The following is a 25,435-nucleotide window of genomic DNA, read 5'->3' on the forward strand; positions in this document are numbered from 1 at the left end:
CTTTGAAACAACAGTCGCTGCCTTCGCTGCGGGTGTGGCTGCAGTCCACTGCCCTGCTCACGGTTGTTGCCGGATATGCCCTGCTTTTGCTTCTCAGCAGTGTGTTCGCCGATCTGCAACGACGTGAGCGTCATCAACGCCTGGTGCAGTCATTGGCTCCACAAGTTCATACAGGTCGGCTGGATTCAATGCCTCTGAGCAGTTTTGGCCTGAAGGTGACTCTTTTGCGATCTGGGCCAACGGAGAAGCCACGTCTGCAGACTGATGCCTCCGGCGAGCGCTGGTTGGTGAGTATCAGCCGGTTGCCGTTATCAGATGGTGAACAGCGCTGGTTTCAGCTGCGTCAGAACGTTACGCAATCACTCGAGCGACAGCGGATGACACACCTGTTGCTGATCGCAGCGGCAGGTGTGTCGATCCTGTTCACGGCGTTTCTGCTGCGGCCAGTGCTGCGGCGAGGACTGGTGGTTCCCCTCAACGATTTTGACAATCAGCTGCAGAAGCTCGAGGCCGACAATCTCGGCGAGAACCTGTTGGATCCTGCAACGCAACCTCAGGAACTGCGTGCCATTGCGCTGGCGTTCAACAATCTTCAGCAACGCCTTGCTGCTGCCTGGAAGCGTGAGCGAGCCTTTGTGGATGGCGTCACTCATGAACTGCGCACGCCGATCACGGTGATCTCCGGCTATTCCCAGCGTCTGCAGCGGCAGGTGTTGCCGGCATCTGCAGAGCGTTCAGCGCAGATGATCAGTTCAGAAGCGCGGCGCATGTCTGATCTGCTCAATGTGATGCGCGATTTGGCTCGCATTGACGCTGGAAAACTTGCCATTCACAGTGAGCCGCTTGATCCAGGCGAACAGCTGCTCAATGCCTACGAATCGTCGTTAGGCCTCGCGCAAGGTCGTGTGCAGCTGTCTCTGCCAGGTGCTGAGCCATGGCCCGCCTTGATGGCTGATCCTCAGAAACTCCAGCAGTGTCTGCAGGAGCTGATTCGCAACGCTCTGCTTTACAGCTCCGGCGTTGTGCGTCTCCAGGTTGAGCCAGCCGGTGACTGGTTGGTGCTGCATGTGCTGGATCAGGGTGCTGGTATTGCCGCAGCCGAGCGATCACTGGTTTTGCAACGTTTCAAGCGGGGTGGCAGTTCCAGCGGTACCCGCGGTATGGGGATTGGATTGTCTTTGGTGAGCGAGCTGATGCAGTTGATGGGAGGCGAGCTCGTGATTGCTGACGCCTCAGGTGGAGGAGCTGATATGCAGCTGCGGTTCAGGCTTGCGGTAGCCGGGCCATGAAGCCCACGCCGCGCACGGTGTGCAGCAGCTGCGGTTCACCTTTGACCTCAACTTTTTTGCGCAGGTAACCCATGTACACATCCAGGGAGTTGGGATCGCCCACAAATGGTTTGCCCCACACCCCCTCCAGGATCTGTTGCCGGGTCTGCACTTCGTTGTTGTGCTTCACCAGGTAGGTGAGCAGGTCGAACTCACGTTGGGAGAGAGACAATGTTTTGTCTTCTCTCTGCACTCGACGTTCGATCAGGTCGATCTGCAGATCGCCAAGGCTGAGGCTGTCTTTGGCGCGTTCAGAACTTGCAAACTGGCCCCGGCGCAGGCGGGCGCGGACGCGGGCGTGTAATTCCTTCAGCTCGAAGGGTTTGGTGAGGTAATCGTCAACGCCCAGGTCCAGTGCCTGCACCCGGTCATCAATATCGTCGTGTGCGGTCAGCATCAGCACAGGCGTGGTGTCGCCACTGCTGCGCAGACGCTGGCAGATCTCGGTGCCATCGAAATCCGGCAGGGTCCAGTCGAGCACAACCAGATCAAAACTTTCCTGTCTCAGCTTCAGCAGCGCATCGCCGCCGCAAGTGGCGCTGCTGCAGGCCATCCCCTGCTGGCTGAACTCGTCCTGCAGAAACTGCAGCAGTTCCGGATCGTCATCAACCACCAGCACTCTGCTGCGACTGCTGCTGGCATCCACCGCTGAGCCACCCATGCTTGTTCGGATTTGACGGTCATTTGTATCTTTTCACGCCTATTGCTCTATTGCTTCCCCCGATCGGGGGATCTGTGTTTTCGGGGGAATGCTCGGCACAGTCGTGAAGCACTGCTGTGTTGTTGCTGGAATCCCGCCAGTCGTTGTTTGCCAGGCCGAAGCCGCAAGCGTCAGGATTTGTCCTTCCCCTGACACTGACCGCTTCCGCCGTGTTGCTGCTGGGCAGCGCCTCGATTCACACCCTCAGCCTCAAGGGTCGCTTGCGTTTGCAGGCTGCGATGGAGCGGGATCAGTCGGCCGATCTGCTGCGTTCAGCCGCCCAGGCCTTCACGACCATGGCCACCGGTGTGCAGGCCTGCCTGCTGCAATGGCCCTCTGCTGACTGGCCCGAACGCCAGCACAGCTGTTCCGGCGCAGAGCCCGCATCATTGATGGAGGGCCGCGTGGCTGATCAGCCTTGGCAACTGCTGTCATGGCAACCAGCTCCCGGATCGGGGGATCTGCGCCTGGCGCTCGCCGATGGTCGTCGCGCCAGCTTCAGGCTCAAGCTGGCTGCTGATCAGGCCCAGATCCTGGGCATCAGTGCCGTGCAGCTGATCGGGCGCGATAGCTCGGAGTCCCTGTCATGAGCCTGCCGGAGGTGATGGTTGCATCGCTGTTGTTGGCAGTCAGTAGCAGTGCGGCCCTTGGCGTTTGGAGCCAGGCGATGGCGACCTGGCAGCAGAGCAGCAGGCTGCAGCAGCAGGCTGATGAGCTTGAGCTCTTGCAGCTGGCCAGTCATCGCTGGCTCGCGCTTCATGGCTCTCCGCTCAACCTGTTGAGACCTGGTTCAGACCCATGCCTGTTCGACGCTGGCGCCCTCGCTGCTGCGTTGGATCAGGCTGTGCCGTTGCCCGAGGGCATCACTCGGCAGTGGGTTGCGGACCCTGAGCAGAGCGGCATCTGGCAGCAGCTGTCTGCTGTGGACGCCGATGCTGAGGTGCTGTTGCAGCGCCGCCAGCTGCTCAGCCCCGCGGCTTACGGGCTCTGCCGATCATGAAGCATTCGGGCGCTGGATTCAGCCTTGTGGAGTTGATGGTCACGGTTGCTGTTGTGGGGATGATCGCCTCACTGGTTGTGCCGAACAGCAGACCTGATCGTGATCGGCTGCAGCTTGATGCGGCGGCCCGGCGTTTGCAGCTGGGTCTGGAACGGGCACGCCTGGCGGCACGACGTGCGCAGCAGGCCTGCGGGATCAGCCTTGGCAGCGAGGCCTGGCTGGAGTCCGAGCAACAGGATCTGCCTGGCGCGTTGGCTCCCTGCTCAGGGATCGGCATCTCCTTGCAGGAGGCCTTCGAGCAGGGGCCGATTCAGGTGCACACCAACCTGCCGGAAGTGATTCGTGTGTCGGCCAACGGCTTGCTGCTTGATGGTGGTACCACCGTGCTCAGCCATGCGCGTGTGGCCCGCAGCCTCTGCCTGGTGGTGAGTTTGCCGTTGGGTGTGAGCCGGATTGGCACCTATCAGGGAGATCCTCCCGTGATGGGAGCGTCTCCCCGCAGCACGGGTTGCCGCCCCAGGGCTCAGGATGGATGAGATGCAGAGAGGGTCATGCCATCCAGATGGCTCTGCTGGCTTCACGCTGCTGGAACTGCTGTTGGCTCTGAGCCTGGGCACGTTGTTGTTTGTACTGATGCTGCGCTTGATCGGTGCCGATCTGCAGCTGGGCAGGGCGATGGCGATGCGCCTGAGTGAAAGCTCACGCCAGCGCCGCAGTCTGGAGCTGATCCGTGCGGAACTGGGATCGGCCCATAGCTGGATGGTCGACCCACCCGTCTCCAATCGTTGGCCCTGCCGCATGGCGGGTCGTCGTCCGGTGCTGGCCATTGCAACCCACGCTGATGATGTTCAGGCGCGCGGTGAGGACGCAATCGTCTACTCAGTGGGCTCAGCTCCTGCTGCGATCTGGCGCGGTCAGGTGTTGATGCGCTGTGGCCCGGCTTACAGCCTCGATGGCGTGCCTAATCTCCGGGGTGCTTTCCAGAATCGGGTGCTGCTGGATGCACTTTCCCAGGAGATCGGATCAGGATTTAAAGCACGCCCGCACCCGCAATGGCCTGTGCTGGAGCTGGAGATCGAACAGCAGTTGCCGACCGGTTCTGGAAAGCGGCGATCACTGCGCAGTCGACTGGCGGCTTGAAAACCTGAGCAGGTTGCCGATCTCTTCTGCGGCTGGAAGAGGATCGCTATGAACGCTGGTGTTGAGCAAATCTCGACCCGGCGGCGTTTGGAGCGGTCCGCTCTGCTGTCAGTGGTGCTGGGGTATGGCCTCTTGCTGCTGGTGAATGTTCAGCTGTTCAGGCAGCAGCGCCACCAGCGACAGCTGATCACAATGCAGCGGGCTGAACGTGTGCTGCGCAGCAACGTCGCCCTGGCGGGCCAACCTCAACAGCTACAACGCCGGTTCGGTCCGTTCTCCAGCTCCAATCTGGCGTTGTGGGGGCACTTGGAAGGCCAGAAGTCTGTTGATGCTGGGTTGGCTGATCCCCCTGCGGATCTGCGCCAACGGGCTGAGCAGCTTGCTCACAACCAGACCAGACCTCTGCTGTTCCGCAATCGCAGCAGCAGTTACATGATCACCAGCAGGATCTTGAACCTGAACGGCAACCCCTTTCGGTTGTATCTGCTCAATGATGTCTCTGCCGAGGTGTCGTTTCAGCGTCAACTGAATATGTGGTTGTTGCTTACCGCCGTTCTGGCCGCACTGTTATCAGTTCTGCTTCATCGCCGCGGCATTGAACGTGCTTTGCAGCCTCTGACGCATCTCGGAGGCACGTTGGAGGCATTACGCTCCAAGCCACTGCAGCATCAACCCATTGAGCCCGACCAGCTGCCACTGGAGCTGAAGCCTCTGGCTGTTGCGGTCAATGATCTGCAGGGCCGCCTGGCGAATTCCCTTGAGCGTCAGCGACAGTTCGCCAGCAGTGTGAGCCATGAGCTGCGCAACCCCCTCACGATCATTGGCGGCTACAACCGCAGGCTGATGCGCCGCGGCGACAACCTCACGGTTGATCAGCAACGGCAACTGCTGATCGTGGCGGATGAACTTCGCCATCTGGAGCAACTGGTGAGCGACCTGGTGGCGATCACCCGCGCCGAGATCAGCAGTCAGACCCTCACTTTCCAGCCTCTATGCGTTGTTGATCTGGTTCAGCAGGCCATCGCACTGGTCGAGCCAGCGGAACAGCCGCGGATTGTGGTGATCTCCCAGGATGCACTTGATTCCCGGTTGATCGAGGTCTTCGCTGATCGTGATGCTGTTGTGCAGTGTCTGGTCAATCTGCTTGACAACGCCTGCCGGTATAGCCCGTCTGCTTCTCCGGTGGAGATTGACTGTTTCTGCCAGACAGAGAGGCTGATCCTGCAGGTTCGCGACCATGGCCCGGGAGTCCCCAGGGAGGAGCGGGAGTTGGTGTTTGAGCGTTTCCGCCGTGGCCGCAACAGCGCCGAGATCCCTGGTAGTGGCATCGGGCTGGCGGTGGTGCAGACGCTGGTCGAGCAGATGGGAGGCAGCGTGTCGATTGGAGATGCAGAAGGTGGTGGTGCCGTTTTCGGGCTGAGCCTCAGGAGGTGCGCGTCTGCTGCTCCTGAAGCTCATCCTCTTCATCACTGAGCAGGTAGAAGCTCAGCACCGCCAGGCAGGCGATTGCCAGGAACAGGTGGTCAACCCAGCCGTACTCCACACCCATTCCCATGGCGGTGATCTTGCTGTTGACCACCACCAGCACCACGGCAAAGCTCGCCAGCAGCAGGGCTGGCAGCCGTTGAATCTGCCGGCGTTGACGCCACATGCTGACCAGTGGAGGTAGTAACACCACCGTCGACACGCCATGCAGCAGGCGCATGCTCAGATCGGTGTGCAGATGGGGTGTGATCGATGCCCAGAGATTGGCCGGCACCAGCAGCGAAATCAGAATCAGGTAGGCAATCATGGGGTTCGCCTCAGTTGAATGCGAAAGCAGCTGCCCATACCGGGTTCGCTTCTGACATCGATGCTGCCACCCATTGCCTCCAGCAGCAGTTTTACAACTGAGAGCCCCACGCCGCTGCCGCTCTGCCCCGTGGTGTTGGCGCCCCGATGGAAGCGATCGAACACATAGGCCTGGTCCGGCAAGGGAATGCCGATGCCACGGTCCTCCACTTCCAGCACCAGCCCATTGCTGCCGGATCGCAGACGCAGCTGGATGGGTTGTTCAGGGGGTGAGTACTTGTGAGCGTTCTCGATCAGGTTGAGCAACACCTGGCGCAGCCTGGCGGCATCACCGAGCGCTGTGGTGGAGTGTCCTTCCGATGGCAGCTCCAGGGGCAGTTCACGATCCAGGGCCGCTCCCTGGGCGCGAACCACTTCCTTCAGCAAAGGCCGCAGATCCACAGGCTCCTGTTTCACCTGCAACCGCCCGGAGTCACTGCGTGAAAGGTCGAGCAGGTCATTGAGCAGCTGTTGCATGCCGACCGTTTCGTCTTCAGCGTCCTGCAGGCGCTGAACCAGTTGTGCTTCCAGCTCCGGGGCCTTGCGGATCACGCGTTTCAGAGAGCCCGATACAAGGGTCAGTGGTGCTTGCAATTCATGACTCACGGCGCTCACGAACTGACGCTGCTGGCTCCAGGACTGGGCAAGTCGCTCGGTGAGTGCGTTGTAGGTGCGGGTGAGCTGGCTGAGTTCCTCCGGTCCCCTGGGCACCGGCAAGGCGGCTGTCTGCAGGCCTTCAGCGGTGAGTTCGGCGCTGCGCTTGCTGAGTTCTTGCAACGGTCTGGTGATCTTTCTTACCAAGAGGCTGACCAGCAGCAGGGAAGCACCGAGAGATCCTCCCCAGATCAGAATCATCCAGGCGAGAAATTCGTTCTGCGCAGCGCCCAGGCGAGAGATCTCAGTGCTGCTCCAGAGCTCATCACCCGACTCGAGACGCCGGTTCAGCATGGTGAGGTAGTCACGTTCTTGAAGAGAGATCAGATGCGATTGGCCAGGATTCCTTTGAGGGTTTGCCGCCATCGCTGCTTTCAGCAGACCATCTGGCATTGGAAGGTGATCCCGCCTGGGAGTCAGCAGCTTCCCGTCAGGTTTCTCCAGCCAGAGCTTTGTGCGTCCACTTGAGTGTTCCTGAAGTTCCTGCAGGATCACCTGTTCGTTTTTGTTTGGGTGTCCTTCTTCCTTTAGGCGTACGGCGAGTGATTCCGATGCACTCACCAGGCGATCTTGACCCACACTCAACCGGCTGCGCTCGCTTAGCCACAGCCCCGTGCTGGTGGCGCCGGTGAAGCCGAGCATCACTGCGGTATAAGTCGCCAGTTGCAGCTGGCCAAGCATCGTGGCCATCAGGCGAGATCGCCAGGTGCCGGAACGATTCATGAGCTCATCCTGCTTGTTCACGGGCATGCCAGCAAGAATGAGTTGGATCAATACATTGCTCCTCTGTGAGTTTTGCCGCCTCGCCTCTGGGCATTGCCCGTCCCAGCCTTTCGGCTCGCATGGCCCGCTGGGGCCTGGTGATCGTGGCGATTTATGGCTTAGTGGCCCTGCTCACACCTGTGCTGCTAGCCGCTGGCCTGCTGCCGGATCCCAATGCTGGTTTGGACAATCCCATTTACGCGTCTCCCTCGATGGCGCATTGGTGCGGCACTGATCGTCTTGGACGCGATGTCTGCGTGCGCACATTGCAGGGAAGCGGCGTGGCTCTCCAGGTGGTGCTGCTTGCCGTGACCCTGGCGCTTCTGATCGGTGTTCCGCTGGGGATGGTGAGCGGCTATCTGGGGGGAGGGGTCGATCGTGTTCTTGTACTGCTGATGGACACCCTCTACACCCTGCCGGTGCTGTTGCTGTCGGTGGTGCTGGCTTTTCTGCTGGGGCGAGGTGTTCCCAACGCGGCCGCGGCGTTGTGTGTGGTTTACATCCCCCAGTACTTCAGGGTGGTCCGCAATCAGACAGCCCAGGTGAAAGCCGAGCTGTTCGTGGAGGCAGCGCGGACGCTCGGTGCCGGACCGGTCTGGATCCTGCGCCGCTACCTGCTGCGCAACGTGATCACCTCAGTGCCGGTGCTGCTCACGCTCAATGCCGCCGATGCGGTGCTGGTGCTGGGTGGCCTTGGATTTCTCGGTTTAGGTCTTCCGGAAACGGTGCCGGAATGGGGCAGTGATCTCAATCTCGCGCTTGCTGCAGTCCCCACTGGCGTGTGGTGGACCGCTCTCTATCCAGGTCTGGCGATGTTCGTGCTGGTGCTGGGTTTGTCGTTTCTGGGTGAGGGTCTCGAAGCCTGGGTGAGCAGCACGGGACGGGACGCGGCAAAGTGAGATTGCAGGATTGATCAGATCATGCCGTTCTGGGCCACGCTTTCTCTGCTGACGCTGATGGTGACTCTGTGGGTGTCCGGCCGCAGCAACCCTGACGATGTGATCGGTCTGCTGGAGCAGATGCTGGCGATCGCCCTCGGGCTCGTGGTCCTGTTCATCGGCCGCAGTTTGCCCCTGGAAATTCTTGCTCTGCTGTTCGCTCTGCGGTTACCGGCCGCGCGGCGTAATCATCCTGTGATGGAGCGCACGCAAGGCAGCAAGGACGTGCTGATGCCGTTCTGAAACAGGTTCAGACCGCAGGCTTTTTGCTCAACATCGCAGCTTTGCGGTGCGGGGCAGTTGTTCGAGAATTTCGCCTGATTCCGTGAGGGCTGGATAGCTGCGGCCTTGCTCACGGCACCAGTTCGCCACCTCCGGATAGCACCATTCAAACAACAGGTCGCTGTAGCGCTCCGCCGGAATTCCTTCCCCTCCAGACGGTGCGACCCCAGCCGTCTGGCGCTGCCTCAGTGCCTCAAACAGCAGGGTGGCCGTCGCCACGGACACATTCAGCGACTGCACCATGCCGCGCATGGGTATGAACACGGCCTGATCCATCAATGCGGTGGCTTCTTCGGTCAGTCCCCACTTCTCCGCACCGAGAACAAAGGCGCTGGGGCCGGTGAAGTCGCAGTCGCGGTAGTCGCGCGCGTTCACCCCCAGGTTCGTTCCGTACAGCCTGAATCCCTGAGTCTTGAGGTGGTGTACTGCGCTGCTGATGTCGACATGATCATGCAGAGGCACCCAGCGCTGGCTTCCCTGTGCGGTGCTGTTGAAGGTTCGGGGCCTGCCACTGAAGCTGACCGCATGGGCTTCCAGAACTCCCACGGCATCACAGCTACGCAGGATGGCTGAGAGGTTGTGGGGTTTTTCAACGTGCTCCACCAGAACGGTGAGATCCGACATCCGGCAGTCCAGAACCTGCTTCAGACGCTGAAATCTGCGGGGAAGGATCGGCATCGCTGAGAGTGCTGCAGGCGCGAAGGCATGCCGGCAGCCATGGGGGCATTGCTCAGGTTTGCATGCAAGCTGCAACCGGCATCCAGTTGATCTTCAATGCATTTGTTACCCACGCCAATGTCATGACCACCGGCGGTCGCCAACTTCAGCTGATAGGTGTGATCGCAATCAGAGATCTGGGATGGGCACGATTTTGACCTCCAATGCGGCTTTGGAGCTCATGCGTCAATCCGCTGTTGCCGGCATACCCGGTGAAATGCATGCCGAAGTCGTGTCCGGAGGCTGCTCGGACCACGCGATTGTGTTCAAGGCAGGCCGTAATTCGGGTGAGCCGATCTCCAGGGAGTCAGGAGTGACTCTTTACTCCAAGGCTGAGCAAGTGAGTTTGTTTTCTGGAATGGTGATTGACTACCAGGAGTCACTCTCCGGCGGAGGATTTTTTCTTTCCGGTAAAACGATTGATGTGTCGTCGTGTGGAAACTGTTTCTCTTTCAAAGCTGAATAGTATCGTTACCAGTGGTGGAGCTGTTGTTGTTCATATTTAATCTTGAACCGCCGAAGATGATCGGATTGCAACGCTGGTTTATCCGCAGCATCCGCTCTGTTGGAGCGGAGTGACGGTGACGCCGCTCACAACTTGTGGATCCATCAAGACACGCACTTTGATGCCACCGTTCGGATCATCAGACAGTTCGATGCCAAGGCCCAGAAGTTCCTTCCCTGCATCGTTTTTGTAGTTAATCAGCTCGACTCTCTGGATATTGTCTGGCTCGGGCATTGTTGAGATCTGGATCCTTATCCACCATTATGCCGATGTGATTGGCAGCCTCTGTTTTGAGTGGTGCAGGCATAGCGTTGATAGAAGCTGTCGACCATGGCTTTCTGTGCGGAAAGCAAGGCGTTGTTCTGAATCTTTCGCCATGCAGGTTGATCGTTCAGGAAAGTCTCCAGATGCTGGTCTGCTTCTGAGTCGCTGCCCAAGGGAGGCAATCGCTCTCCACGAGCGACCCGAGTCACCAGGTTCCAGTCCTGCGGAGTGCCGTCGACATTCACAACAGTCAGGGCTTCAAGTCTGCAGGGCTCGTTGGGGCGTCCACTGAGTTCAGCGCGATGTCGGCCTGAACGCAGCCAGAGTTCCGTGTCCTGATTGCGAACCTGCAGGTAGCGCAGGTCCGCCGCTTTGAGGCCATAGGTGGCCATCAGTTGAAAAGCGAAGCCGTAGCGGCGCCCCATCGTTGAGTTCGGCAGGGCTGCAAGCAGGTGCAGGATGTCCGAATCCTGCAGCGCGTAGATGCTTGGGATGTGTTGGTGGGTCAATGGCATTACCCCTGTTGCGCTCCACAGGCTGGTTCTGCTCGCGTGAAGTCTGTGCGGAGCTATCGACTCAGCCCAGTCATATCTGGATGCAGTGTCGACGTTGTTCGGTCACCTCTTCAGGGATGTGTCCCAACAGGATGGCTCTGTCCATCAATGAAGTCATCATGAACAGGCCCGCTCCTCTGAGTCTGTCCGCGCTGCTGACGCTTGCCGCCCTGTTGCCACTCACGGCAACTCCATCGCTGGCGCACGACGACCGCAGATATGACGATGGGGGTTACTACAACGGTCGTGAATATCTCTATCGACCCCGCAGATCGGCTCAGCGGGCGGCCTGGAACCGCATAGGTGCAGATGTCAACAGTTGTGTTGAGGGCAGTGTGATCGGAGGCCTTCTGGGTGCCGGCCTCGGTGCCGTTCTGTCTCGTGGCCAGGGCCGTTGGATCGGTGTACCGGTCGGTGGTGCTGCTGGTGCTCTGATCGGCTGCCAGGTCGACGGCGGCTGATGGCCGCAGTGCCGAGGGGGCTGCGCAAGTGCTGTTACTGCCTGAATGGTGAGGCCATCAAACTCACCATTCACAATTGTCTCCGCTGTTGCATGGGTAGATGGCGTAGCCCTTGCCGATCAGTTCTGGTGTATCGCTGTTGTTGATCATCCACTTGTCCAGTTTTAAGACATATTTCCCAGGGCTTTCTTCAAAAAGACCTGCGAAATAAATCTCGATAAATGGAGGCCAGCCCTTCCCTTGATTGTTTTCGGGCTCATTGTCGGCATAGCATTTCCACCCACTCGTTACCCCGTAGGTATCCATGCTTGGGGATGTGAAATTGGCGTTAGGCATTGAGGAGTCCGCCTCGCAGACCCAGGGATAGAGTGCGAAGCTGAATGTGTGTTTCACACCTGAAACATTCTTGTAGGGATTGCTGCCGTTGTTGATGTTCTGGATTTTGTTGCAGACGTCGACTTTCCAGCGACGGTCAAGATCCTTGCCAGCTCCACAGATTTTTCCTGATTCCACATCGTTGCCGAACCCATACCAGCCAGACCAGTACTTCATCTGACCAAATGTTGTCTTTGAGTTGGGATGTGTGAATGTGCAATGGTTTCGCCCGTGGGGCCCTTTCTTGCAGCCAGGTTGTGTGTTACTGCCATCAAATCGTTCAATGTATTTGATGTCTCCAAGGCAGTCTGGTTGAATTCCGGCGCCGTCGCAATTATGAAAGACCCAGTAATCCTTCCTCCCACTCTTTGGGAAGCTTGCCCAGCTTCTTGCTCCCATATTCCATTGTGCACCTGCCACGATGTTTTCATAGGGTGAGCCACTACAAACTGATTTAAGCGGAGGGTTTTGATCGAGATTGAATTGATATGGGCGATAAGAGAATGGGCTGCAGCTGATGTCTTTGGCTCCTTCGCCACCTCCACCGCAAAAGTTTTCCAGTTTGGTGATCTTCCCATTGGGAGAGGGAATGTGGGCCCAGCAATATCCTTTACCCAGTCCGCTGATCATGGCGGGTTGCGTCTGTTGTGAAAAATCTGTAATCGGGCTTGCCCTCAGTTCTTTTGCTGCAGGGGTCAGGATTGTGAGCCCTGATGTGAACGCGGCGAGTAAGGTTGCCTGCATGGTGCTCTGCTGGATGATTTCCAGTCTGATGCGTATGGGTTAAATCATCATTTTGAATTTGGTATGAGACACAATTAACAACTTTAAAATGTGATGCATGGCGGCCGTATTTGATCAGCGTGTCCACTCAATCGTGGCCCTTATTCCCCATGGCAAGCTCGCAACTTATGGCCAGGTTGCGGACTGGATTGGTGCCTATGGCTGTGCTCGCCAGGTGGGTTGGGCTCTGCGTCGCTTGAGCCTGCCATCCCATATTCCCTGGCAACGTGTTGTCAATGCTCAAGGCCGCATATCCATGAGCCTCAGTCGTGAGGGGTCCGACTGGATCCAGCGGGAGCTGCTGATCTCCGAGGGGATCCCTGTGGACCCTGAAGGCCGATTGCCCCTCAAAAGCTTCCTGTGGATGCCTGATGAAGGGCAGATCAGCGAGATGGGTCAGTTGCTCAGAGCGCTGTAGGCCACCGTCACCAGCAGACGAGTGACCTCGATGACACCAGCGATTACGAACACCGTTGCGAACCGTGTGGCCCAGCGTGGTGGCTGATTCCCCCTCCAGCTGCTGGAGACACGCATCCACTGGACCTCGGCGGAGGCGGGAAACGTGATGGTGCTGGCGCGCCCTGAAGCCAGTTGATTGCTGAGTCTGGAGCCTGTCCCGATCGCCTTGTCGCTGAAGGCATAGCCCAGAGACACCGCGGCGGTGCGATTGAAGGCCGACTGGGCTGATCCAGGTTGCGATTGCCAGGAGCGCATGAATGGCACGCCGTGCTCTCCGAAGGCCTGGCTGTACTCCTCTGAATCAACCAGGGAATCCACGAGTGCGTCATGTCCTTGTGACGCCTGAATCTGAATGGCTGCGGATACCTCACTTTGATCGTGAGGAGGTCTGCCCAGCAGATGCTTGTAATCCAGCTCGATGGTTCTCTGTGGAGAGCAGGAATCGTAAAAGTTCTTCCTGTAGAAGTCCGATTTGGCGAGCCCGCGGATGAACTCCTGCACAGTGATCCGACCGTCGCGCAATTCAGCCTCCAGGGAGGATGATCTCTCGCAATCCATGACATGTGCATTGCCATAGACATGTTTGTAGGCCTCTTCAATTGCGGTATCGACCTCCGCTGATTCAGCAGAGCCTGCGAACCCACTCCGCAGTTTCACGGGCTGCCTTGTTGCACGTTCGCCGCCGAATTGTGTCGCAGTTGAAGTGGACGAAAGCATGGCAATTTTGGACTTGTCCTTGGTATCAAAGAGAGTCTCGAGCCGAACTAATCTTTGGAGGAAATAATCTTACGCTTTCGCAAATAAAAAAGATATTTTGTCAAAATTCTCGCTCATTTTTATGAAATTGGGTTTCATTTTTGGGTGATTATGAATATTTCTGGTATTGGCTGATTTTTATTTCTGGACCCTCGTGGCTGTCTCTTTGGTGGCCTGCTGCAGATTGAGCGTTGTCCTGCTGGATGCGTTCAATCAAAAGCAGGGGGGTGCTGCTGGCTGATGATTGACGCCGGCGAAGCCCCTCCATGGCTCAATCTGCTGAAGCTTCATCAAGAGATGCTCTGCTCTCTCGCCGTGTTGCCTGGGAGGTTCTGGAGGCGGTTGCTGCCGGTGCTTATGCGGATGTTGCTTTGGAGCGGGCTCTGCGTCGAACCTCGCTTGCACCTGTTGATCGGGGATTTGTCACGGAGCTCTCGTATGGGGCCATTCGCTGGCGCCAGTGGCTCGATGGCTGGCTGGATCGACTGGGCAAGGTTCCAGCGCGTAAGCAGCCACCGCGATTGCGTTGGCTTCTGCACATAGGCCTCTACCAGGTGCTGCGCATGGAGCGCATTCCTGCCTCCGCTGCAGTGAACACCACGGTTGAACTGGCCAAGCAAGGCAAGCTCGCAAGGTTGGCGCCGGTGGTGAACGGGCTGTTGCGTTCAGCGTTGCGATCCCGTGATGCAGGCGAATGCCTGGCTCTGCCCGATGATCCGGCGGCTGCCCTGGCCCAGGAGCATTCGTTGCCCCTGTGGCTCAGCCGTGAGCTTTTGCAGTGGTGCGGCCCGGGGCATGCGGAGCGCGTCGCCAGGGCTTTCAATCAGGTTCCGCCACTCGATCTGCGTGTGAATCGCCTGCGCTCAACACCCGATCGAGTGGCAGACCTCTTCGCTGAATGTGGCATTCGAACAGCCCCGATCGCAGGTTGCCCGGATGGGCTCCATGTGCTGCAGCCCTCCGGTGATCTGCGCCAATGGCCCGGTTTCAACGAGGGCGACTGGTGCGTCCAGGACCGTTCGGCTCAGTGGGTGGCCCCGCTGTTGGATCCTCAGCCTGGCCAGCGCATTCTCGACGCCTGTGCTGCTCCAGGTGGCAAAGCCACGCATCTTGCGGAGCTCATGGGTGATGCGGGAGAAATCTGGGCTGTGGATCGTTCACCAGGCCGCTTGCAGCGGGTTGCCGCCAATGCCGCGCGGCTTGGCCTCAGCAACATCCATGCCCTGGCCGCTGATGCGGCTCAGCTTGTGCAGGAGCGGCCTCAGTGGCGGGGTGGATTTGATCGGATTCTTGTGGATGCACCCTGTTCGGGCCTGGGAACGCTGGCGCGTCATCCCGATGCACGCTGGAGGGTCACCGAGGAGTCGGTGGCTGAAGTGGTGAAGCTGCAGAAGGTTTTGCTGGATGGTCTGCTGTCTCTGCTGGCCCCGGCAGGCCGTCTGGTTTATGCAACCTGCACCATCCATCCGGCTGAAAACAGCGAACAGATTCACAGCTGGCTCGAGAGCCATCCCGGTCTCGTGCTCGATTCAGAGGAACAGCGATGGCCTGACCCCAGCGGGGGGGATGGTTTCTATGCCGCAGCGATCACTGCACCGGCAGCGGCCTGAAATTCTCGTCAACTGGAGGGCCATCATCCGGAGCGATGTAGCGCCTCGGAGCTGGGGCCGGTGTGACGGGTCGCGGTGCCTCTCCTTCACCGTATGGCTGGTACTGGTAACCCCCGCCGCCTGGAGTGGATGGAGCGGAGCCCCTTGTTGCGGCGCGGTCTTTCTTTGTCGGGCCTTTGAGAGGACGGTTTAGGGCTGGCTTTGCAGGGAAGTTCTCGACGTTGTAGTTGTCCTTGACCTGGGTCATGAATCTGCTCCAGGCCCAGGCGGCCTCACTGCTGCTGCTATGGGTTTCAGCGTTGTTGTCATAGCCGAACCACACCGCAGTGGTGAGCTGTGGGATTGAGCCGATGAACCACAGGTCCCTGGCTCCTTCCGAGGTGCCGGTTTTGCCCGCGACCGGTCGATCGTCGAGTCGGGCTGCACCACCCGTTCCTCCAGTGACAACCCGCTGCAGCATCCAGTTCATGGCATCGGCCACTTCGCTGTCGATGGCCCGTCGCCCCTTGTCACCATCAATGCGCCGGCTCCAGATCACATTGCCCTGAGGGCCACGGATTTCTTCGATGGCCATTGGTTTCACGTACACCCCGCGGTTGGCCACTGCCGCATAGGCCGCAGTCATGTCGAGCACGGTCTGCTCGTAGGCACCGATCGCCATCGGGTAGTACTTGCCGAGCGGGCGCTCGTTGCCGATGCCGAGCTTGTTCGCGGTGCTGATGATGGCGTCGAAACCGACCTTGTCCTGCAGTTGCACCGCCACCGTGTTGAGCGAATTCTTGAGGGCGTCTGCCAGTGAGATATTGCCGAAGTACTTGTTGCCGAAATTCTTGGGGCAGTACCCGGCCCAGCAACGCGGAGAGTCCACAAAGACGTCTTCCGGCTTCACTCCCGAACTGATGGCTGCGGCATAGGGGAACAGCTTGAAAGTGGATCCTGGTGAGCGCAGTCCCTGCGTTGCTCTGTTGAACTGACTGCTGCTGAAATTCTTGCCGCCCACCATCACCCGCACCAGGCCGGTGCCTGGTTCCATCGACACGATCACCCCTTCAGTGTTGTACGGCGCAAACTTCCGGACCACCTGCTGGGCTTTCCTCTGCCAGTCGAGGTTGAGGCTGGTGCGGATCTTCAGGCCTCCAACCTCCAGCTGCTCAGGGGTGAGCAGCTGCGGCAACTGCTGCGCGACCCAACTGGTGAAGTAGGGAGCGGAGCTGTTGAAATATTTGGGAATGGCGGATTTGAGATCGAGCGGGCTTGAACGTGCCTGCTCCGCTTCGCTCGCGGTGATGAAACCTGCCTGCTCCATTCGATTCAGCACGATTCCACGCCGCTCCAGTGCCAGTTCTGGATTCACAAGCGGTGAATACACCGAGGGTGCCGGAGGCAGACCGGCGATCAGTGCGGCCTCCTGAAGATTGAGTTGATCCGGAGTCTTGGAGAAATACACCCATGCCGCATCGGCCAGCCCATAGGCACTGGCACCGAGATACACGTAGTTGAGATATTGCTCGAGAATCTGCTCCTTGCTGAGCTGTCGCTCGAGCTTGTAGGCCAGTGCTGCTTCTTTGAGCTTGCGGGTGATCGTGCGGTCCTGGCTGAGAAACACCGTTCGCGCCAGTTGCTGGGTGATCGTGCTGGCACCTTCCCGGACGGCACCCTGGCGGACGTTGCGCACCACTGCCCTGCCGATACCCCAGAAATCAACGCCGTTGTGGTCGTAGAAGCGCCTGTCTTCGGCTGCGATGAACGCCTGCTTGACCAGCAGAGGCATCTGCCCAGGTTGGATCTTTTCTCGGGTTGCGGGCCCCAGCTTCTGGATCACTTCTCCATTGCTGGCCAGCAGCGTGGTCGTGCCCGGTCTGTTGAAACGGCTGATACCGCGCGCATCCGGAAGGGTGGCATCAAAGGCACTGAGGACAGCGGATTGAGCCAGAGCGACTCCACTGCCGATCAGGACGGCTGAACTGCCAATCAGGATCCAATGACGGCGGGTTCGAATCACATGCCTTGCGTCAGAGGGCTGTGACCAATCGCCAGAGCGGTGACCAACATTCCCAGCACGAGGAAGGGTTGAGCACTCGCCTGATACTTCACGTCGAAGGCCACGGGATCACGCAGCAGCCAGATGTCCTGAAAGGTGATCTGGGGCACGATCAACAGCACGAGAAGAACAGCAGCGAAATGCTGCCCGATTGCGATCAGCACCGCAACCATCAGCAGCTGGAAAAGATCGATCATCCCAGCGCTGATCCAGCTTGCGGGGCCGATTCCGAATGCAACTGGAAGTGACTGAAGCCCCAGGGCGCGGTCACCCTCAACACTCTTGAAGTCATTGACCACGGCAATCCCGAGTCCTGCAAGGCTGTAGGCCAGGGTCAGCAGTGCGGTCGCCCAGGTGAGCTGACCGAAGAGTGCCTGACCTGCCCACCAGGGAAGTGCGATGTAACTCGCGCCAAGTGCATAGTTCCCCAGCCAGCCGTTCTGTTTGAGCTTCAGAGGAGGTGCTGAATAGATGTAGCTGACGAGCGATCCACCAACCGCCAGCAGGAAGAGCACTGGGATGTCATGGTCGGCCCACTGATCGAGCCCCCAGGCCACGGCCAGTCCGCTGAGCAACAACACCCAGATCTGCAATCTGACCTGCCCGAGTGAGATTGCGCCTGAGGGAATCGGTCTGTAAGGCTCGTTGATCGCGTCGATGTCGCGGTCGTAGTAGTCGTTGATGGTCTGGGTGTATCCCGCCAGCAGGGGACCGCTCATCACCATGCAGACCAAAGCTGCAAGCACATGATCAGGTTTCCATTCGTAATTACCGCTAGCTGCAGCACCGCAGACAACACCCCAGATCAACGGAATCCAGGTCACCGGTTTCATCAGCTGCAGACGCAGCTTCCAGATACTGGTGGTGCCGCTGGCACCCTTCATGCCGAGCAGCTGTCGGGCGTCACTCATGGAATAAGGCCTCAGGCCGCGACAATCTCGTCTTCAAAGAACCAGGAGCTGGAACCATCACTCAGCTCAACCACCACTCCGATGCCTTTGCCGTCAACAGTGCGGAACTCTGTGACAGTGCCGAAGGCATCGCTTTTAAGCAGGTTCACCATGTCCTGAGGAATGCGATCACGAACCCTGGTCACCCGCACCTTGCTACCGACCTCAATTGATTCGAGTTTCGGCGTTGGTAGAGGTTCTGAGCCGGTTAATCGTTTGATCAGATTGAGAACTTTTCCCAGCATGACCTGCAAGGCTTGGAAAGACGTTGCACCTTAACAGCCGTGTATCGAATGCCATGGTCGCCCTGCGTCTGATCCCCTGTCTTGATGTCGCCAAAGGGCGCGTTGTGAAGGGCGTGAATTTCGTTGGACTTCGCGATGCCGGGGATCCCGTCGAGCTGGCCTGCCGTTACAGCCAGGCAGGAGCTGATGAGCTTGTGTTTCTGGATATCGCGGCCACCCATGAGGGCCGCGGCACCCTGGTGGAGATGGTCCGGAGAACGTCGGAGCAGGTCACCATTCCCTTCACGGTTGGAGGGGGTATCGCCTCTGTCGAGGGCATCACCGAGCTGTTGCGGGCCGGCGCTGACAAGGTCAGCCTCAACTCCTCAGCAGTGCGGAGACCGGAGCTCGTGAAGGAGGGTGCGAATCGCTTCGGTTGCCAGTGCATTGTTGTGGCCATTGATGCCCGCCGCCGTGAGACAGGCGGCTGGGATGTCTTTGTGAGAGGCGGTCGTGACAACACCGGTCTGGATGTGATCGCCTGGGCACGTCGGGTTGCTGAACTCGGAGCTGGCGAAATCCTGCTCACATCCATGGATGGCGATGGCACCCAGGCGGGGTATGACCTGGAGCTCACGCGAGCGGTTGCTCAGGCTGTACCCGTGCCTGTGATTGCTTCCGGAGGCGCCGGTTGTCTTGATCACATCGCTGCGGCTCTCGACGCTGGCCCCCAGGGCGGGCAGGCATCCGCGGCGCTGCTGGCATCCCTCCTTCATGACGGAATCCTCACCGTTGAGGGAATCAAGGCGGATTTGCTCAGTCGCGGACTGATGATCCGGCCTCTAGAGACTTGACTTCTCCCTAATGTGTGAAGAACTGTTCTGCGCCGCCGCAATCCTTTAGTGCAGCTCCTGTTCTCCGCGATTGAGCCACTGACGGTTTCTTCCGGTCAGCCGTTGATTCCCACGACCTGGGTGTTGCCCCTCGGTATTTCGCTGGTGTTTGTGGTGGTTGCCCTGGTGGGCTGGGCCCTGCAGTTGATGCAGGCCGCCATGGACCAGGGAGAGTTCTCGCTCATGCTGGCTGGCTGCATGGTCTGTTCAGCTGCCGTTGGGCTCGCCACTGTGATGGTGATGACTCTTAGTGGCCTGCCGCTTTGAAGCCCGGCGATGCAGAAGCCGTTGAACAGCTGTTCAATGATGCAGCGCCCAGTTACGACAGGCTGAATGACTGGCTGAGTTTCGGGCTTCATCGCCAGTGGAAGCGGGAATTGGTGCTCCAGCTCTCACCGCGGCCTGGAGAGCAATGGCTTGATCTCTGTTGCGGAACAGGTGATCTCGCCCTTTCTCTGGCCCGGCGACTGCGCCCGGGTGGCGCGGTGCTCGGTGTGGATGTGGCCGCTGCGCCACTGGAGATCGCAGCCCGGCGATCGGCCCGTGAACCTTGGCTGCCGGTGCGCTGGCAGCAGGGCGATGCTTTGAACCTGGAGATGCCGGATGCCTTTGTCGACGGGGCTTTGATGGCCTACGGTCTGCGAAATCTGGCTGATCCAGCTGCTGGCCTCAGGGAGCTTCGGCGTGTGCTGCGTGATGGAGGCCGCGCCGGATTGCTTGATTTCAACCGACTGCCTTCGGGAACTGCTGCGGCATTGTTCCAGCGGACCTACCTGCGCCGGGTTGTGGTTCCTGTTGCGTCCCGGATCGGTCTTGCTGATCACTACGCCTATCTCGAGCAGAGCCTTGAACGTTTTCCCGATGGACCTGCACAACAGCAGCTGGCTCTTGATGCCGGTTTCCGCGAGGTCTTTCATCGCCCTGTTGCGGGGGGGCTGATGGGCCTTCTCATGGTTCGAGCATGAGAGTTTAATCCCCCGATGCGCCCTGCTTGCGACAGGTGAGACCGATGAACTATGAAGGAATGATTAAGAAGCGGGGGAGAAACGCATGGCCTTTCCGTTGCCGTCTTTGCTGTCCTCCATTGAGGATCTGCTGGATGAGGTTCAGTGGCTGGACGGGATGATCCTGGTCACCGACTCGCAGAAGGCCAGCTTCGTGTCGTTCTCCCAGGTCGATCCTGTTCTGCGTCGTCTGCGTTCTCGTCCCAGGGGGGCGGAGGTCGCTGAAAAGCTGTGTATGTCGCTCCTGGAGACCCATGGCAAAGGAGCCAGTAAGCCCGTTCTCGTCTTCCAGGGAGATGGCAGTTTCTGGCTGGGCACCATGGGCCCGAGCCGCAGCCATCCCCATCGGCACCACGCAATTGCCCATCTGCGCCGCTGTCTCTCTTTGAGTTGATCGGCTGAATCTGAAGGCCTGGTTGTTTGCCTGATCGGCACAACTTCGGAGCCATGCAGTGACAAGCCTGTTGATCCCGTCTCCCGATTCGGAGTGACTGTTGACGGGCAGCCACTTTGCAGGCTAGTACTGAAGTACTAGTCGTGATTGAAGGTGCCTGAAGGTTGGCTCACTGACCATGAGCGCTACTGGTCGATGCATTTTCACCGGGACTGCAGAAGCTGGGTGCGTGATCCTCTGGTCTTTGTTGATCTGGGTCGGGCCATGGCTGACGGCTCGCCCGCATTGCTGAAACGAAGGCAGCACTTGCCTTTGTCAGAGGCCCAAGCCTTGTGGAGGAGTCTTGAGAGCAGCGGTTGGCGGCAGACGGCGCCGGTATGGGGGGAAGACGCTGTGCCCTAGGCAAGCCTGGTTCAGTCGCGGTCGCAGGTGATCAGCAATGCGCTGGAGACGGCGAGCAGAAATCCGAGTGTCATCACAAGAGCAGCCATGCCGAACAGAGTGTCTGTGTTCAACGTGGCGTCCCCCCGAGTGTGACGCAGGATCAAAGAGCCACTGAATGCGACTCGCTCTTCTCCGGGATGTATTTGTTGGCAGTCAGGGATGACGTTTTCAAGCGATGCCCGAATGTGTTGTTTTCTACCCGCGGAGCTCATCTTCTAAGCCATGAATGTTCCAAGGCTTGAAGAGCACTAAGCATCGTGGATTAACTGATCAGTTGCTTGTCGGAGAGATCGGGCAATGTTCTCGTCGCTGTCGGAGTGGCCTGCTGCTTGTACAAAATTGAGTGTCACATTGTTTCCTGCGCCTTGCGTTTTCAGAGCGTTCAGGAGTCTCCAGGCAGCTCGTGGCAGGCAGACGGAATCATTCCTGCCGTGCACAATATGTATGCGATGGTCTTTTATTGCATCGACGTTCTCAATCAACTGCCCTCTTTTTAAAAAACACCCCTGGAGCATGTAGTGGACCTCAAGTGATGCAAATGGGACTAGTTTTTCCGGGTTGGACATGATGCTTCGCACGCGGTCATTGATGCCATACAGGCACGAAATAGACAGCTCATATCCGGCAAAGGCTTTGGCGGCCTCCAGTCTTTCTGAGGGATCGAACAACCTTCGCTGGTAGGCAGCAAGAAGATTCTGTTTCTCCAGATTCCAGTTTTGACTGGTTTTCTGGATGTATGAAGTGTATTGATCCCATTCTTCGGGGTAGTGATTGGCTGTCGTTCCATTCTGAAAGAGGGCATCAATCTCGTCAGGCAGTGCGGTGAAGACGCCTCTGAGCAGCAGTTGCTTGCATTGATTGGGGTGTTGTTCGGCATAGGCAATCGCAAGTGTTGAACCCCAGCTGCCACCAAGAATCAATTGCCATTGATCCACCGAAATCTCCTTTCTCAGGAGTTCTATGTCATCGATCAGATATTGCGTTGAATTATTGAAAAGAGCGCCGCCGTAGTCTTTGCTCGCGTTGGGGATGCTTTGCCCAGACCCGCGTTGGTCCATCAAGACAACTCTGTAATGCTCGGGATTGAAAAAACAGCGATCACGAGCAGAGGTCCCTCCTCCTGGGCCGCCATGAAGGAACAGGGCAGCTGGGCCTTCGGGATTGCCGCTTATTTCATAATAAATCTGATGACCATTCGTCTTTAAATAACCGGTCTGGTAGGGAGTGGTGAGCGGGTAAAGATCATCGCCGATAAGTTGAGTGCTCATTTTTAAACAGCAGGTATATAAATGTTGAATCATTGTATTCCTGATTCTGTTCTTCGGTGTTGCCTGTAAGCCGTTGGCTGTCATGCCATGAATCATCTGATCTTTCGCCCGTCTGCATCAATCTGTTGTTGCAGGCCGTGCCTGGAACGTTGCTGAATGCGAGGCTTCCAGGTCGCAAATTCCTGCTGGTCAAGGGCATTCGTCCAGCAGTGGCCGTGCAGGCCCCGTAAGGGGTGCGCCGTGTTGAGCTGAGTGGATTGGCTCGACCAGTGCGTGTCGAGTCTTCCTGGTTCTGATCGTCGCTGGGCAGCGTGGGGTCAAGCGGATGAGTCGCAGAGGTCACTTCCTGTTGACAAGGCGGGCGTTGCTGACGCCTTGAGGGGTTGTGGATTGCGATGCGAGGCAGCGCCCAAGAGCAGCGCAAACGAAACTGATTCTCAGCAGCAGATTTAGGTTGCTGATTGTGATTCTCAACAACATATTTGCTGTTCTTGAATGTGATTCTCAAAAGCATATTTTGATCCCTTAATGTTCGGTTTTTACGCCTATCTTTCGCTCTTTTGTGATGTAGAACTGATTCATCCCTCCCAGAGGAAGAGACATGAAAGCTTCACAAATCCAAGCCCCCATCACTGTCCCCACTGGTCCCGCAGGCCGTGCCATGGCCGAGCCCATGTCGACCGAAATGCTCGACCTGATGGAAGCCCATCTCAACCTCGAGCGTCAGTCAGCTGCTGATTACTTCGCTGCTGCTGTCTGGTTTGCTGAGCGTGAGCTGACCGGCTTTGCCGAGCATCTCCGTGATGAAGCCAAGCAAGAGGAGCAGCATGCTGCCAAATTTGCTGACTATCTGATCAGCAGAGGTCAGCGGCCTGTGCTCGACACCATCGAGCCACCCCGCCAGCAGTGGACTGGCGTGGAGCAGGTGATTGCCAACGTCTTCCGCATGGAAGCTGATGTGACCGCCTCGGTGCTGCAGCTCTACAACACTGCGGAAAAAGACATTGATCGCCGCACAACCGTCTTCCTGGACCCCATCGTTGACGGCCAGCGTCTCTCTGAGCACGAGGCCGCTTACCTGCTGGGTCGCGTCAAGTTCGCCGCAGAAAACCCTGCTGCTGTGATGATCATCGACGCTGAACTGAGGGAAGGCGAGGCCGAGCCGGCCAAGCTTGAAGGCTGAGCAACGATCGGTTGATTCAGCCAGGAGCACCACCTGGCGATTGATTGACCATCCCGGTCCCCACGGCCCCGCCCAGTGCGGGGTTTTAGCCATTCACCGGAGGCTAACCGGAACTTCGTGGGTTCTGCATCGGAGTTGTGTAGTTGGTTTCACCAGAAGGGCTGTGATCTTGAAGGAGTCGGAGGGGGCAGCAACCCCAAAAAAAACAACTTCACTCCTTAAAGCCATGACGACGTTCAACAGGGTCAACACAGTGACTCAAAAAGTCAGCACAGCAGTGCTTTGCGCTGGATTGGTCGGAGCCACAACGTGTGCGTTAACTCCTGCCGCTGAAGCGCGGAATTATGAGCAGCAAAGGCGGCATGAGCTGAGGCAGCTGCGCCGTGAGATTCGCCGCGACACGCGTGACTACCGGCGTGCCCGACGTGCGTATCACCGAGAGGTCAATCGCTATCCACGCGTGATTCCTGCCTATGGAGTGAGGTATGGGAACGTCTATGGAGCGCCTGCAGGATTTGGAGTGCAGCTGCGCTTCTGAAGGGTGATCAACAATCAAGCAAAGCCCCGTTTCATCAGGAGCGGGGTTTGTGTTTGGCTAATGCACGTTCAATCTTTCGCTGACAACTGACTCCAGCACTTTCAGAGCTTCCAGAGTTTCGAGGCGTTTCTGTGCTTGCGTCAGCATCGCTCTGCCATGTGGCACGCAAGCATCAACAAGAGCAGCACCTTCTGAAGCCTCTGTTTTGGTGCGTTCAATGCAGTGTGCGATCTGTGCTGAAACTGGCTGGGTTTCATCAGCGTTGGTATTTGCTGGGCCAGCCAATGTCGACAGCAGTTTCAACAACGCCTGCCTGGCATCCTCAGCAGTGGGCAGCATTCATTTTCACGCCTCAAGGCATCAGTCTGCCTCGATCCCGAAGCGATGATCCCTACTTGAGAGATGCATTCATGGGGCAGCATTAGATCGAGAGATTTCGGCAGGATCAGAATCCTTCTTCTCCTGGCCTGATGTCAGAGCAGCAGAGTGATGTGCAAGCTGCTCCTGGGTCTGAGCCTACCTCTGTGCAATGGCTTCCACTGGAGGAGTTGTTTTCAGTCCAGGCAATTGCTGCTGAAGCAGCCTCGCTCTTGCAGGCAGGTTGTTGACAGTGATGCTCCCTCGATTGATCACAAGGTTGATGTCGACTTGCACCTGCACCTGTTTGCTGAATTGTTTTGGTCCGATTCAGGCCGAGCAGAATTCATACATTGCCTTCACTGATCATCCTGCTTAGTACTCCCTGCGTCTTTTGGTGTTTGCACAATCACTGGGTGGCAATTGTCCTGCTGTGCAGGCTTGTTGCACCGCCTCCAGTCGCTCGTATCGGGTGTTGGCGTTACGACTCTTCAGAAGCTCATAAACAGCAGGACTAATCAGGCGTTCCTCCAGGAGACGCTCATTGGTTTGGGCTGAGGTCTGAAACCCATGCAGTGATGAGACTGCGAGAAAGCAGCTCAGTGCAGTGAATGAGAAGCGAATCATGCCTGCAATCTAGATCTGAACACCACCTTGGCTGATCTCTCCGCGATTCAGATTTCTGCGATTTGTTCCATGTGTCGACGTCCTGGAGATGCAGTGTTCATCTGCTGATCAGTGCCAGATCCTTGTCATGAATCTGATTTCAGTTCAAGCAACTGAGCATGAGTCGGGCTGTGTCTTTCCTGTCAAAGCACATTGCCTTCTCTTTCACTCGGATGGGGGATGACCAGATCAGACATCGATCTGATGCTGATGGCCGTCAAACAGGAAAACCCATGTGTTGCGACAACCCACATGCTGATCATCACAAGAATGACTTGCCAGCAAAGGACAAGTCCTAAAGGGTTACCCCTCAGATCTGAGTGAATCCATGTCAGGCAAAGGTCAGAATAATCGT

36 protein-coding genes are annotated in these 25,435 nt (G+C 57.9%); 21 read left to right on the forward strand and 15 right to left on the reverse strand.

Features of this window, described 5'->3' with window-relative positions; genetic code table 11:
• Positions 1-2 precede the first annotated feature (2 nt).
• Positions 3-1,289, forward strand: coding sequence for a sensor histidine kinase (locus tag SIB73_RS00495; RefSeq protein ID WP_413403715.1), 1,287 nt, complete (start codon positions 3-5; stop codon positions 1,287-1,289).
• Here the strand turns inward: SIB73_RS00495 and SIB73_RS00500 are convergent.
• The gene (locus SIB73_RS00500) at positions 1,264-1,989 is read right to left on the reverse strand and encodes a response regulator transcription factor (RefSeq protein WP_413403714.1); all 726 of its coding nucleotides are present in this window, start codon (positions 1,987-1,989) and stop codon (positions 1,264-1,266) included. The two genes, SIB73_RS00495 and SIB73_RS00500, sit on opposite strands and share 26 nt — an antisense overlap.
• 122 nt (positions 1,990-2,111) lie before the next feature.
• Here SIB73_RS00500 and SIB73_RS00505 point away from each other — a divergent pair, with 122 nt between their 5' ends.
• The 5 genes from SIB73_RS00505 (at position 2,112) to SIB73_RS00525 (ending at position 5,641) form a co-directional block, all read left to right on the forward strand.
• Positions 2,112-2,618, forward strand: a complete 507-nt coding sequence (locus SIB73_RS00505) for a hypothetical protein (RefSeq protein WP_413403713.1) — start codon at positions 2,112-2,114, stop codon at positions 2,616-2,618.
• Positions 2,615-3,028 (forward strand): type II secretion system protein J, encoded by a 414-nt coding sequence (locus SIB73_RS00510; protein WP_413403712.1) that lies wholly within the window; start codon positions 2,615-2,617, stop codon positions 3,026-3,028. The genes SIB73_RS00505 and SIB73_RS00510 overlap by 4 nt, the downstream gene beginning before the upstream one ends.
• Positions 3,025-3,564, forward strand: a complete 540-nt coding sequence (locus SIB73_RS00515) for a Tfp pilus assembly protein FimT/FimU (protein WP_413403711.1) — start codon at positions 3,025-3,027, stop codon at positions 3,562-3,564. The genes SIB73_RS00510 and SIB73_RS00515 overlap by 4 nt, the downstream gene beginning before the upstream one ends.
• Entirely contained in the window at positions 3,557-4,168 is a 612-nt protein-coding gene (locus SIB73_RS00520) for a prepilin-type cleavage/methylation domain-containing protein (RefSeq protein WP_413403710.1), read from the forward strand. Before SIB73_RS00515 ends, SIB73_RS00520 begins: the two co-directional genes overlap by 8 nt.
• A gap of 87 nt (positions 4,169-4,255) precedes the next feature.
• A complete protein-coding gene (locus SIB73_RS00525; protein WP_413439664.1) occupies positions 4,256-5,641 on the forward strand; it encodes a sensor histidine kinase in 1,386 nt (461 codons plus the stop codon).
• Here the strand turns inward: SIB73_RS00525 and SIB73_RS00530 are convergent.
• Positions 5,592-5,960, reverse strand: a complete 369-nt coding sequence (locus SIB73_RS00530; protein ID WP_413403708.1) for a hypothetical protein — start codon at positions 5,958-5,960, stop codon at positions 5,592-5,594. The genes SIB73_RS00525 and SIB73_RS00530 overlap by 50 nt on opposite strands.
• Positions 5,957-7,402 (reverse strand): ATP-binding protein, encoded by a 1,446-nt coding sequence (locus SIB73_RS00535; protein ID WP_413403707.1) that lies wholly within the window; start codon positions 7,400-7,402, stop codon positions 5,957-5,959. Before SIB73_RS00535 ends, SIB73_RS00530 begins: the two co-directional genes overlap by 4 nt.
• 92 nt (positions 7,403-7,494) lie before the next feature.
• Here SIB73_RS00535 and SIB73_RS00540 point away from each other — a divergent pair, with 92 nt between their 5' ends.
• Positions 7,495-8,313, forward strand: a complete 819-nt coding sequence (locus tag SIB73_RS00540; RefSeq protein WP_413406552.1) for an ABC transporter permease — start codon at positions 7,495-7,497, stop codon at positions 8,311-8,313.
• Between the two features lie 21 nt (positions 8,314-8,334).
• Entirely contained in the window at positions 8,335-8,595 is a 261-nt protein-coding gene (locus SIB73_RS00545; RefSeq protein ID WP_413403706.1) for a hypothetical protein, read from the forward strand.
• Positions 8,596-8,622: 27 nt separating this feature from the next.
• Here the strand turns inward: SIB73_RS00545 and trmH are convergent, their stop codons facing one another.
• Entirely contained in the window at positions 8,623-9,312 is a 690-nt protein-coding gene (gene trmH / locus SIB73_RS00550) for a tRNA (guanosine(18)-2'-O)-methyltransferase TrmH (protein WP_413403705.1), read from the reverse strand.
• Between the two features lie 62 nt (positions 9,313-9,374).
• Between trmH and SIB73_RS00555 the strand changes: the two genes are divergently transcribed.
• Both SIB73_RS00555 and SIB73_RS00560 read left to right on the forward strand, forming a co-directional pair.
• Entirely contained in the window at positions 9,375-9,509 is a 135-nt protein-coding gene (locus SIB73_RS00555; RefSeq protein ID WP_413403704.1) for a hypothetical protein, read from the forward strand.
• The gene (locus tag SIB73_RS00560; protein WP_413403703.1) at positions 9,494-9,817 is read left to right on the forward strand and encodes an AIR synthase; all 324 of its coding nucleotides are present in this window, start codon (positions 9,494-9,496) and stop codon (positions 9,815-9,817) included. Before SIB73_RS00555 ends, SIB73_RS00560 begins: the two co-directional genes overlap by 16 nt.
• Positions 9,818-9,895: 78 nt before the next feature.
• On the opposite strand, the gene SIB73_RS00565 is transcribed toward SIB73_RS00560, so the two are convergent.
• A complete protein-coding gene (locus SIB73_RS00565) occupies positions 9,896-10,090 on the reverse strand; it encodes a hypothetical protein (RefSeq protein ID WP_413403702.1) in 195 nt (64 codons plus the stop codon).
• Between the two features lie 17 nt (positions 10,091-10,107).
• Positions 10,108-10,635, reverse strand: coding sequence for a hypothetical protein (locus SIB73_RS00570; protein ID WP_413403701.1), 528 nt, complete (start codon positions 10,633-10,635; stop codon positions 10,108-10,110).
• Between the two features lie 131 nt (positions 10,636-10,766).
• On the opposite strand from SIB73_RS00570, the gene SIB73_RS00575 reads away from it, so the two are divergent.
• Positions 10,767-11,135 (forward strand): glycine zipper 2TM domain-containing protein, encoded by a 369-nt coding sequence (locus tag SIB73_RS00575; RefSeq protein ID WP_413403700.1) that lies wholly within the window; start codon positions 10,767-10,769, stop codon positions 11,133-11,135.
• A 63-nt stretch (positions 11,136-11,198) separates the two neighbouring features.
• Here SIB73_RS00575 and SIB73_RS00580 read toward each other — a convergent pair whose 3' ends face one another.
• A complete protein-coding gene (locus SIB73_RS00580) occupies positions 11,199-12,254 on the reverse strand; it encodes a hypothetical protein (protein WP_413403699.1) in 1,056 nt (351 codons plus the stop codon).
• Between the two features lie 97 nt (positions 12,255-12,351).
• Between SIB73_RS00580 and SIB73_RS00585 the strand changes: the two genes are divergently transcribed.
• Complete coding sequence (locus SIB73_RS00585) at positions 12,352-12,711, forward strand: MGMT family protein (protein WP_413403698.1); 360 nt, start codon at positions 12,352-12,354, stop codon at positions 12,709-12,711.
• Here the strand turns inward: SIB73_RS00585 and SIB73_RS00590 are convergent.
• Complete coding sequence (locus tag SIB73_RS00590; RefSeq protein WP_413403697.1) at positions 12,690-13,409, reverse strand: phycobilisome rod-core linker polypeptide; 720 nt, start codon at positions 13,407-13,409, stop codon at positions 12,690-12,692. The genes SIB73_RS00585 and SIB73_RS00590 overlap by 22 nt on opposite strands.
• Positions 13,410-13,774: 365 nt before the next feature.
• Here SIB73_RS00590 and SIB73_RS00595 point away from each other — a divergent pair, with 365 nt between their 5' ends.
• Positions 13,775-15,118 carry a 16S rRNA (cytosine(967)-C(5))-methyltransferase gene (locus SIB73_RS00595; protein ID WP_413403696.1) on the forward strand — a complete coding sequence of 448 codons (1,344 nt, stop codon included), beginning with the start codon at positions 13,775-13,777 and terminating at the stop codon, positions 15,116-15,118.
• On the opposite strand, the gene SIB73_RS00600 is transcribed toward SIB73_RS00595, so the two are convergent.
• From SIB73_RS00600 to SIB73_RS00610, 3 genes are read right to left on the reverse strand one after another with little or no spacing between them, the layout of a single operon-like run.
• A complete protein-coding gene (locus SIB73_RS00600) occupies positions 15,096-17,120 on the reverse strand; it encodes a transglycosylase domain-containing protein (protein ID WP_413403695.1) in 2,025 nt (674 codons plus the stop codon). The genes SIB73_RS00595 and SIB73_RS00600 overlap by 23 nt on opposite strands.
• On the reverse strand, positions 17,117-18,070 hold the full coding sequence (chlG, locus tag SIB73_RS00605; protein WP_413403694.1) for a chlorophyll synthase ChlG: 954 nt from the start codon (positions 18,068-18,070) through the stop codon (positions 17,117-17,119). The genes SIB73_RS00600 and chlG overlap by 4 nt, the downstream gene beginning before the upstream one ends.
• A gap of 11 nt (positions 18,071-18,081) precedes the next feature.
• The gene (locus tag SIB73_RS00610) at positions 18,082-18,330 is read right to left on the reverse strand and encodes a DUF2862 domain-containing protein (protein ID WP_413406550.1); all 249 of its coding nucleotides are present in this window, start codon (positions 18,328-18,330) and stop codon (positions 18,082-18,084) included.
• Between the two features lie 77 nt (positions 18,331-18,407).
• On the opposite strand from SIB73_RS00610, the gene hisF reads away from it, so the two are divergent.
• The 5 genes from hisF (at position 18,408) to SIB73_RS00635 (ending at position 21,026) form a co-directional block, all read left to right on the forward strand.
• The gene (gene hisF, locus SIB73_RS00615) at positions 18,408-19,187 is read left to right on the forward strand and encodes an imidazole glycerol phosphate synthase subunit HisF (RefSeq protein WP_413403693.1); all 780 of its coding nucleotides are present in this window, start codon (positions 18,408-18,410) and stop codon (positions 19,185-19,187) included.
• A 48-nt stretch (positions 19,188-19,235) separates the two neighbouring features.
• On the forward strand, positions 19,236-19,493 hold the full coding sequence (locus SIB73_RS00620; protein WP_413403692.1) for a hypothetical protein: 258 nt from the start codon (positions 19,236-19,238) through the stop codon (positions 19,491-19,493).
• Positions 19,490-20,191: a bifunctional demethylmenaquinone methyltransferase/2-methoxy-6-polyprenyl-1,4-benzoquinol methylase UbiE gene (ubiE, locus tag SIB73_RS00625; RefSeq protein ID WP_413403691.1), complete on the forward strand. Its 702-nt coding sequence runs from the start codon at positions 19,490-19,492 to the stop codon at positions 20,189-20,191. Before SIB73_RS00620 ends, ubiE begins: the two co-directional genes overlap by 4 nt.
• 85 nt (positions 20,192-20,276) lie before the next feature.
• On the forward strand, positions 20,277-20,624 hold the full coding sequence (locus SIB73_RS00630) for a hypothetical protein (protein WP_413403690.1): 348 nt from the start codon (positions 20,277-20,279) through the stop codon (positions 20,622-20,624).
• A gap of 153 nt (positions 20,625-20,777) precedes the next feature.
• Positions 20,778-21,026 carry a DUF1651 domain-containing protein gene (locus tag SIB73_RS00635; protein ID WP_413403689.1) on the forward strand — a complete coding sequence of 83 codons (249 nt, stop codon included), beginning with the start codon at positions 20,778-20,780 and terminating at the stop codon, positions 21,024-21,026.
• A gap of 11 nt (positions 21,027-21,037) precedes the next feature.
• Here SIB73_RS00635 and SIB73_RS00640 read toward each other — a convergent pair whose 3' ends face one another.
• Together SIB73_RS00640 and pip are read right to left on the reverse strand one after the other, a co-directional pair.
• The gene (locus tag SIB73_RS00640; RefSeq protein WP_413439665.1) at positions 21,038-21,280 is read right to left on the reverse strand and encodes a hypothetical protein; all 243 of its coding nucleotides are present in this window, start codon (positions 21,278-21,280) and stop codon (positions 21,038-21,040) included.
• A 36-nt stretch (positions 21,281-21,316) separates the two neighbouring features.
• The gene (gene pip, locus SIB73_RS00645; RefSeq protein WP_413439666.1) at positions 21,317-22,336 is read right to left on the reverse strand and encodes a prolyl aminopeptidase; all 1,020 of its coding nucleotides are present in this window, start codon (positions 22,334-22,336) and stop codon (positions 21,317-21,319) included.
• A gap of 56 nt (positions 22,337-22,392) precedes the next feature.
• On the opposite strand from pip, the gene SIB73_RS00650 reads away from it, so the two are divergent.
• The 3 genes from SIB73_RS00650 to SIB73_RS00660 all read left to right on the forward strand — a co-directional run bounded on the left by SIB73_RS00650 (position 22,393) and on the right by SIB73_RS00660 (position 24,057).
• Positions 22,393-22,566: a hypothetical protein gene (locus tag SIB73_RS00650; RefSeq protein WP_413439667.1), complete on the forward strand. Its 174-nt coding sequence runs from the start codon at positions 22,393-22,395 to the stop codon at positions 22,564-22,566.
• A gap of 371 nt (positions 22,567-22,937) precedes the next feature.
• Positions 22,938-23,519: a ferritin gene (locus tag SIB73_RS00655; protein ID WP_413403687.1), complete on the forward strand. Its 582-nt coding sequence runs from the start codon at positions 22,938-22,940 to the stop codon at positions 23,517-23,519.
• Positions 23,520-23,745: 226 nt separating this feature from the next.
• Positions 23,746-24,057, forward strand: coding sequence for a hypothetical protein (locus SIB73_RS00660; RefSeq protein WP_413403686.1), 312 nt, complete (start codon positions 23,746-23,748; stop codon positions 24,055-24,057).
• A 57-nt stretch (positions 24,058-24,114) separates the two neighbouring features.
• Here the strand turns inward: SIB73_RS00660 and SIB73_RS00665 are convergent, their stop codons facing one another.
• Both SIB73_RS00665 and SIB73_RS00670 read right to left on the reverse strand, forming a co-directional pair.
• Entirely contained in the window at positions 24,115-24,363 is a 249-nt protein-coding gene (locus SIB73_RS00665) for a hypothetical protein (RefSeq protein WP_413403685.1), read from the reverse strand.
• 426 nt (positions 24,364-24,789) lie between these two features.
• Positions 24,790-25,041 (reverse strand): hypothetical protein, encoded by a 252-nt coding sequence (locus SIB73_RS00670; protein WP_413403684.1) that lies wholly within the window; start codon positions 25,039-25,041, stop codon positions 24,790-24,792.
• Between the last annotated feature and the right edge of the window lie 394 nt (positions 25,042-25,435).

Source organism: Synechococcus sp. MIT S9509, from assembly GCF_047303035.1.
In the GTDB taxonomy this organism is placed as follows: Bacteria; Cyanobacteriota; Cyanobacteriia; order PCC-6307; family Cyanobiaceae; genus Synechococcus_C.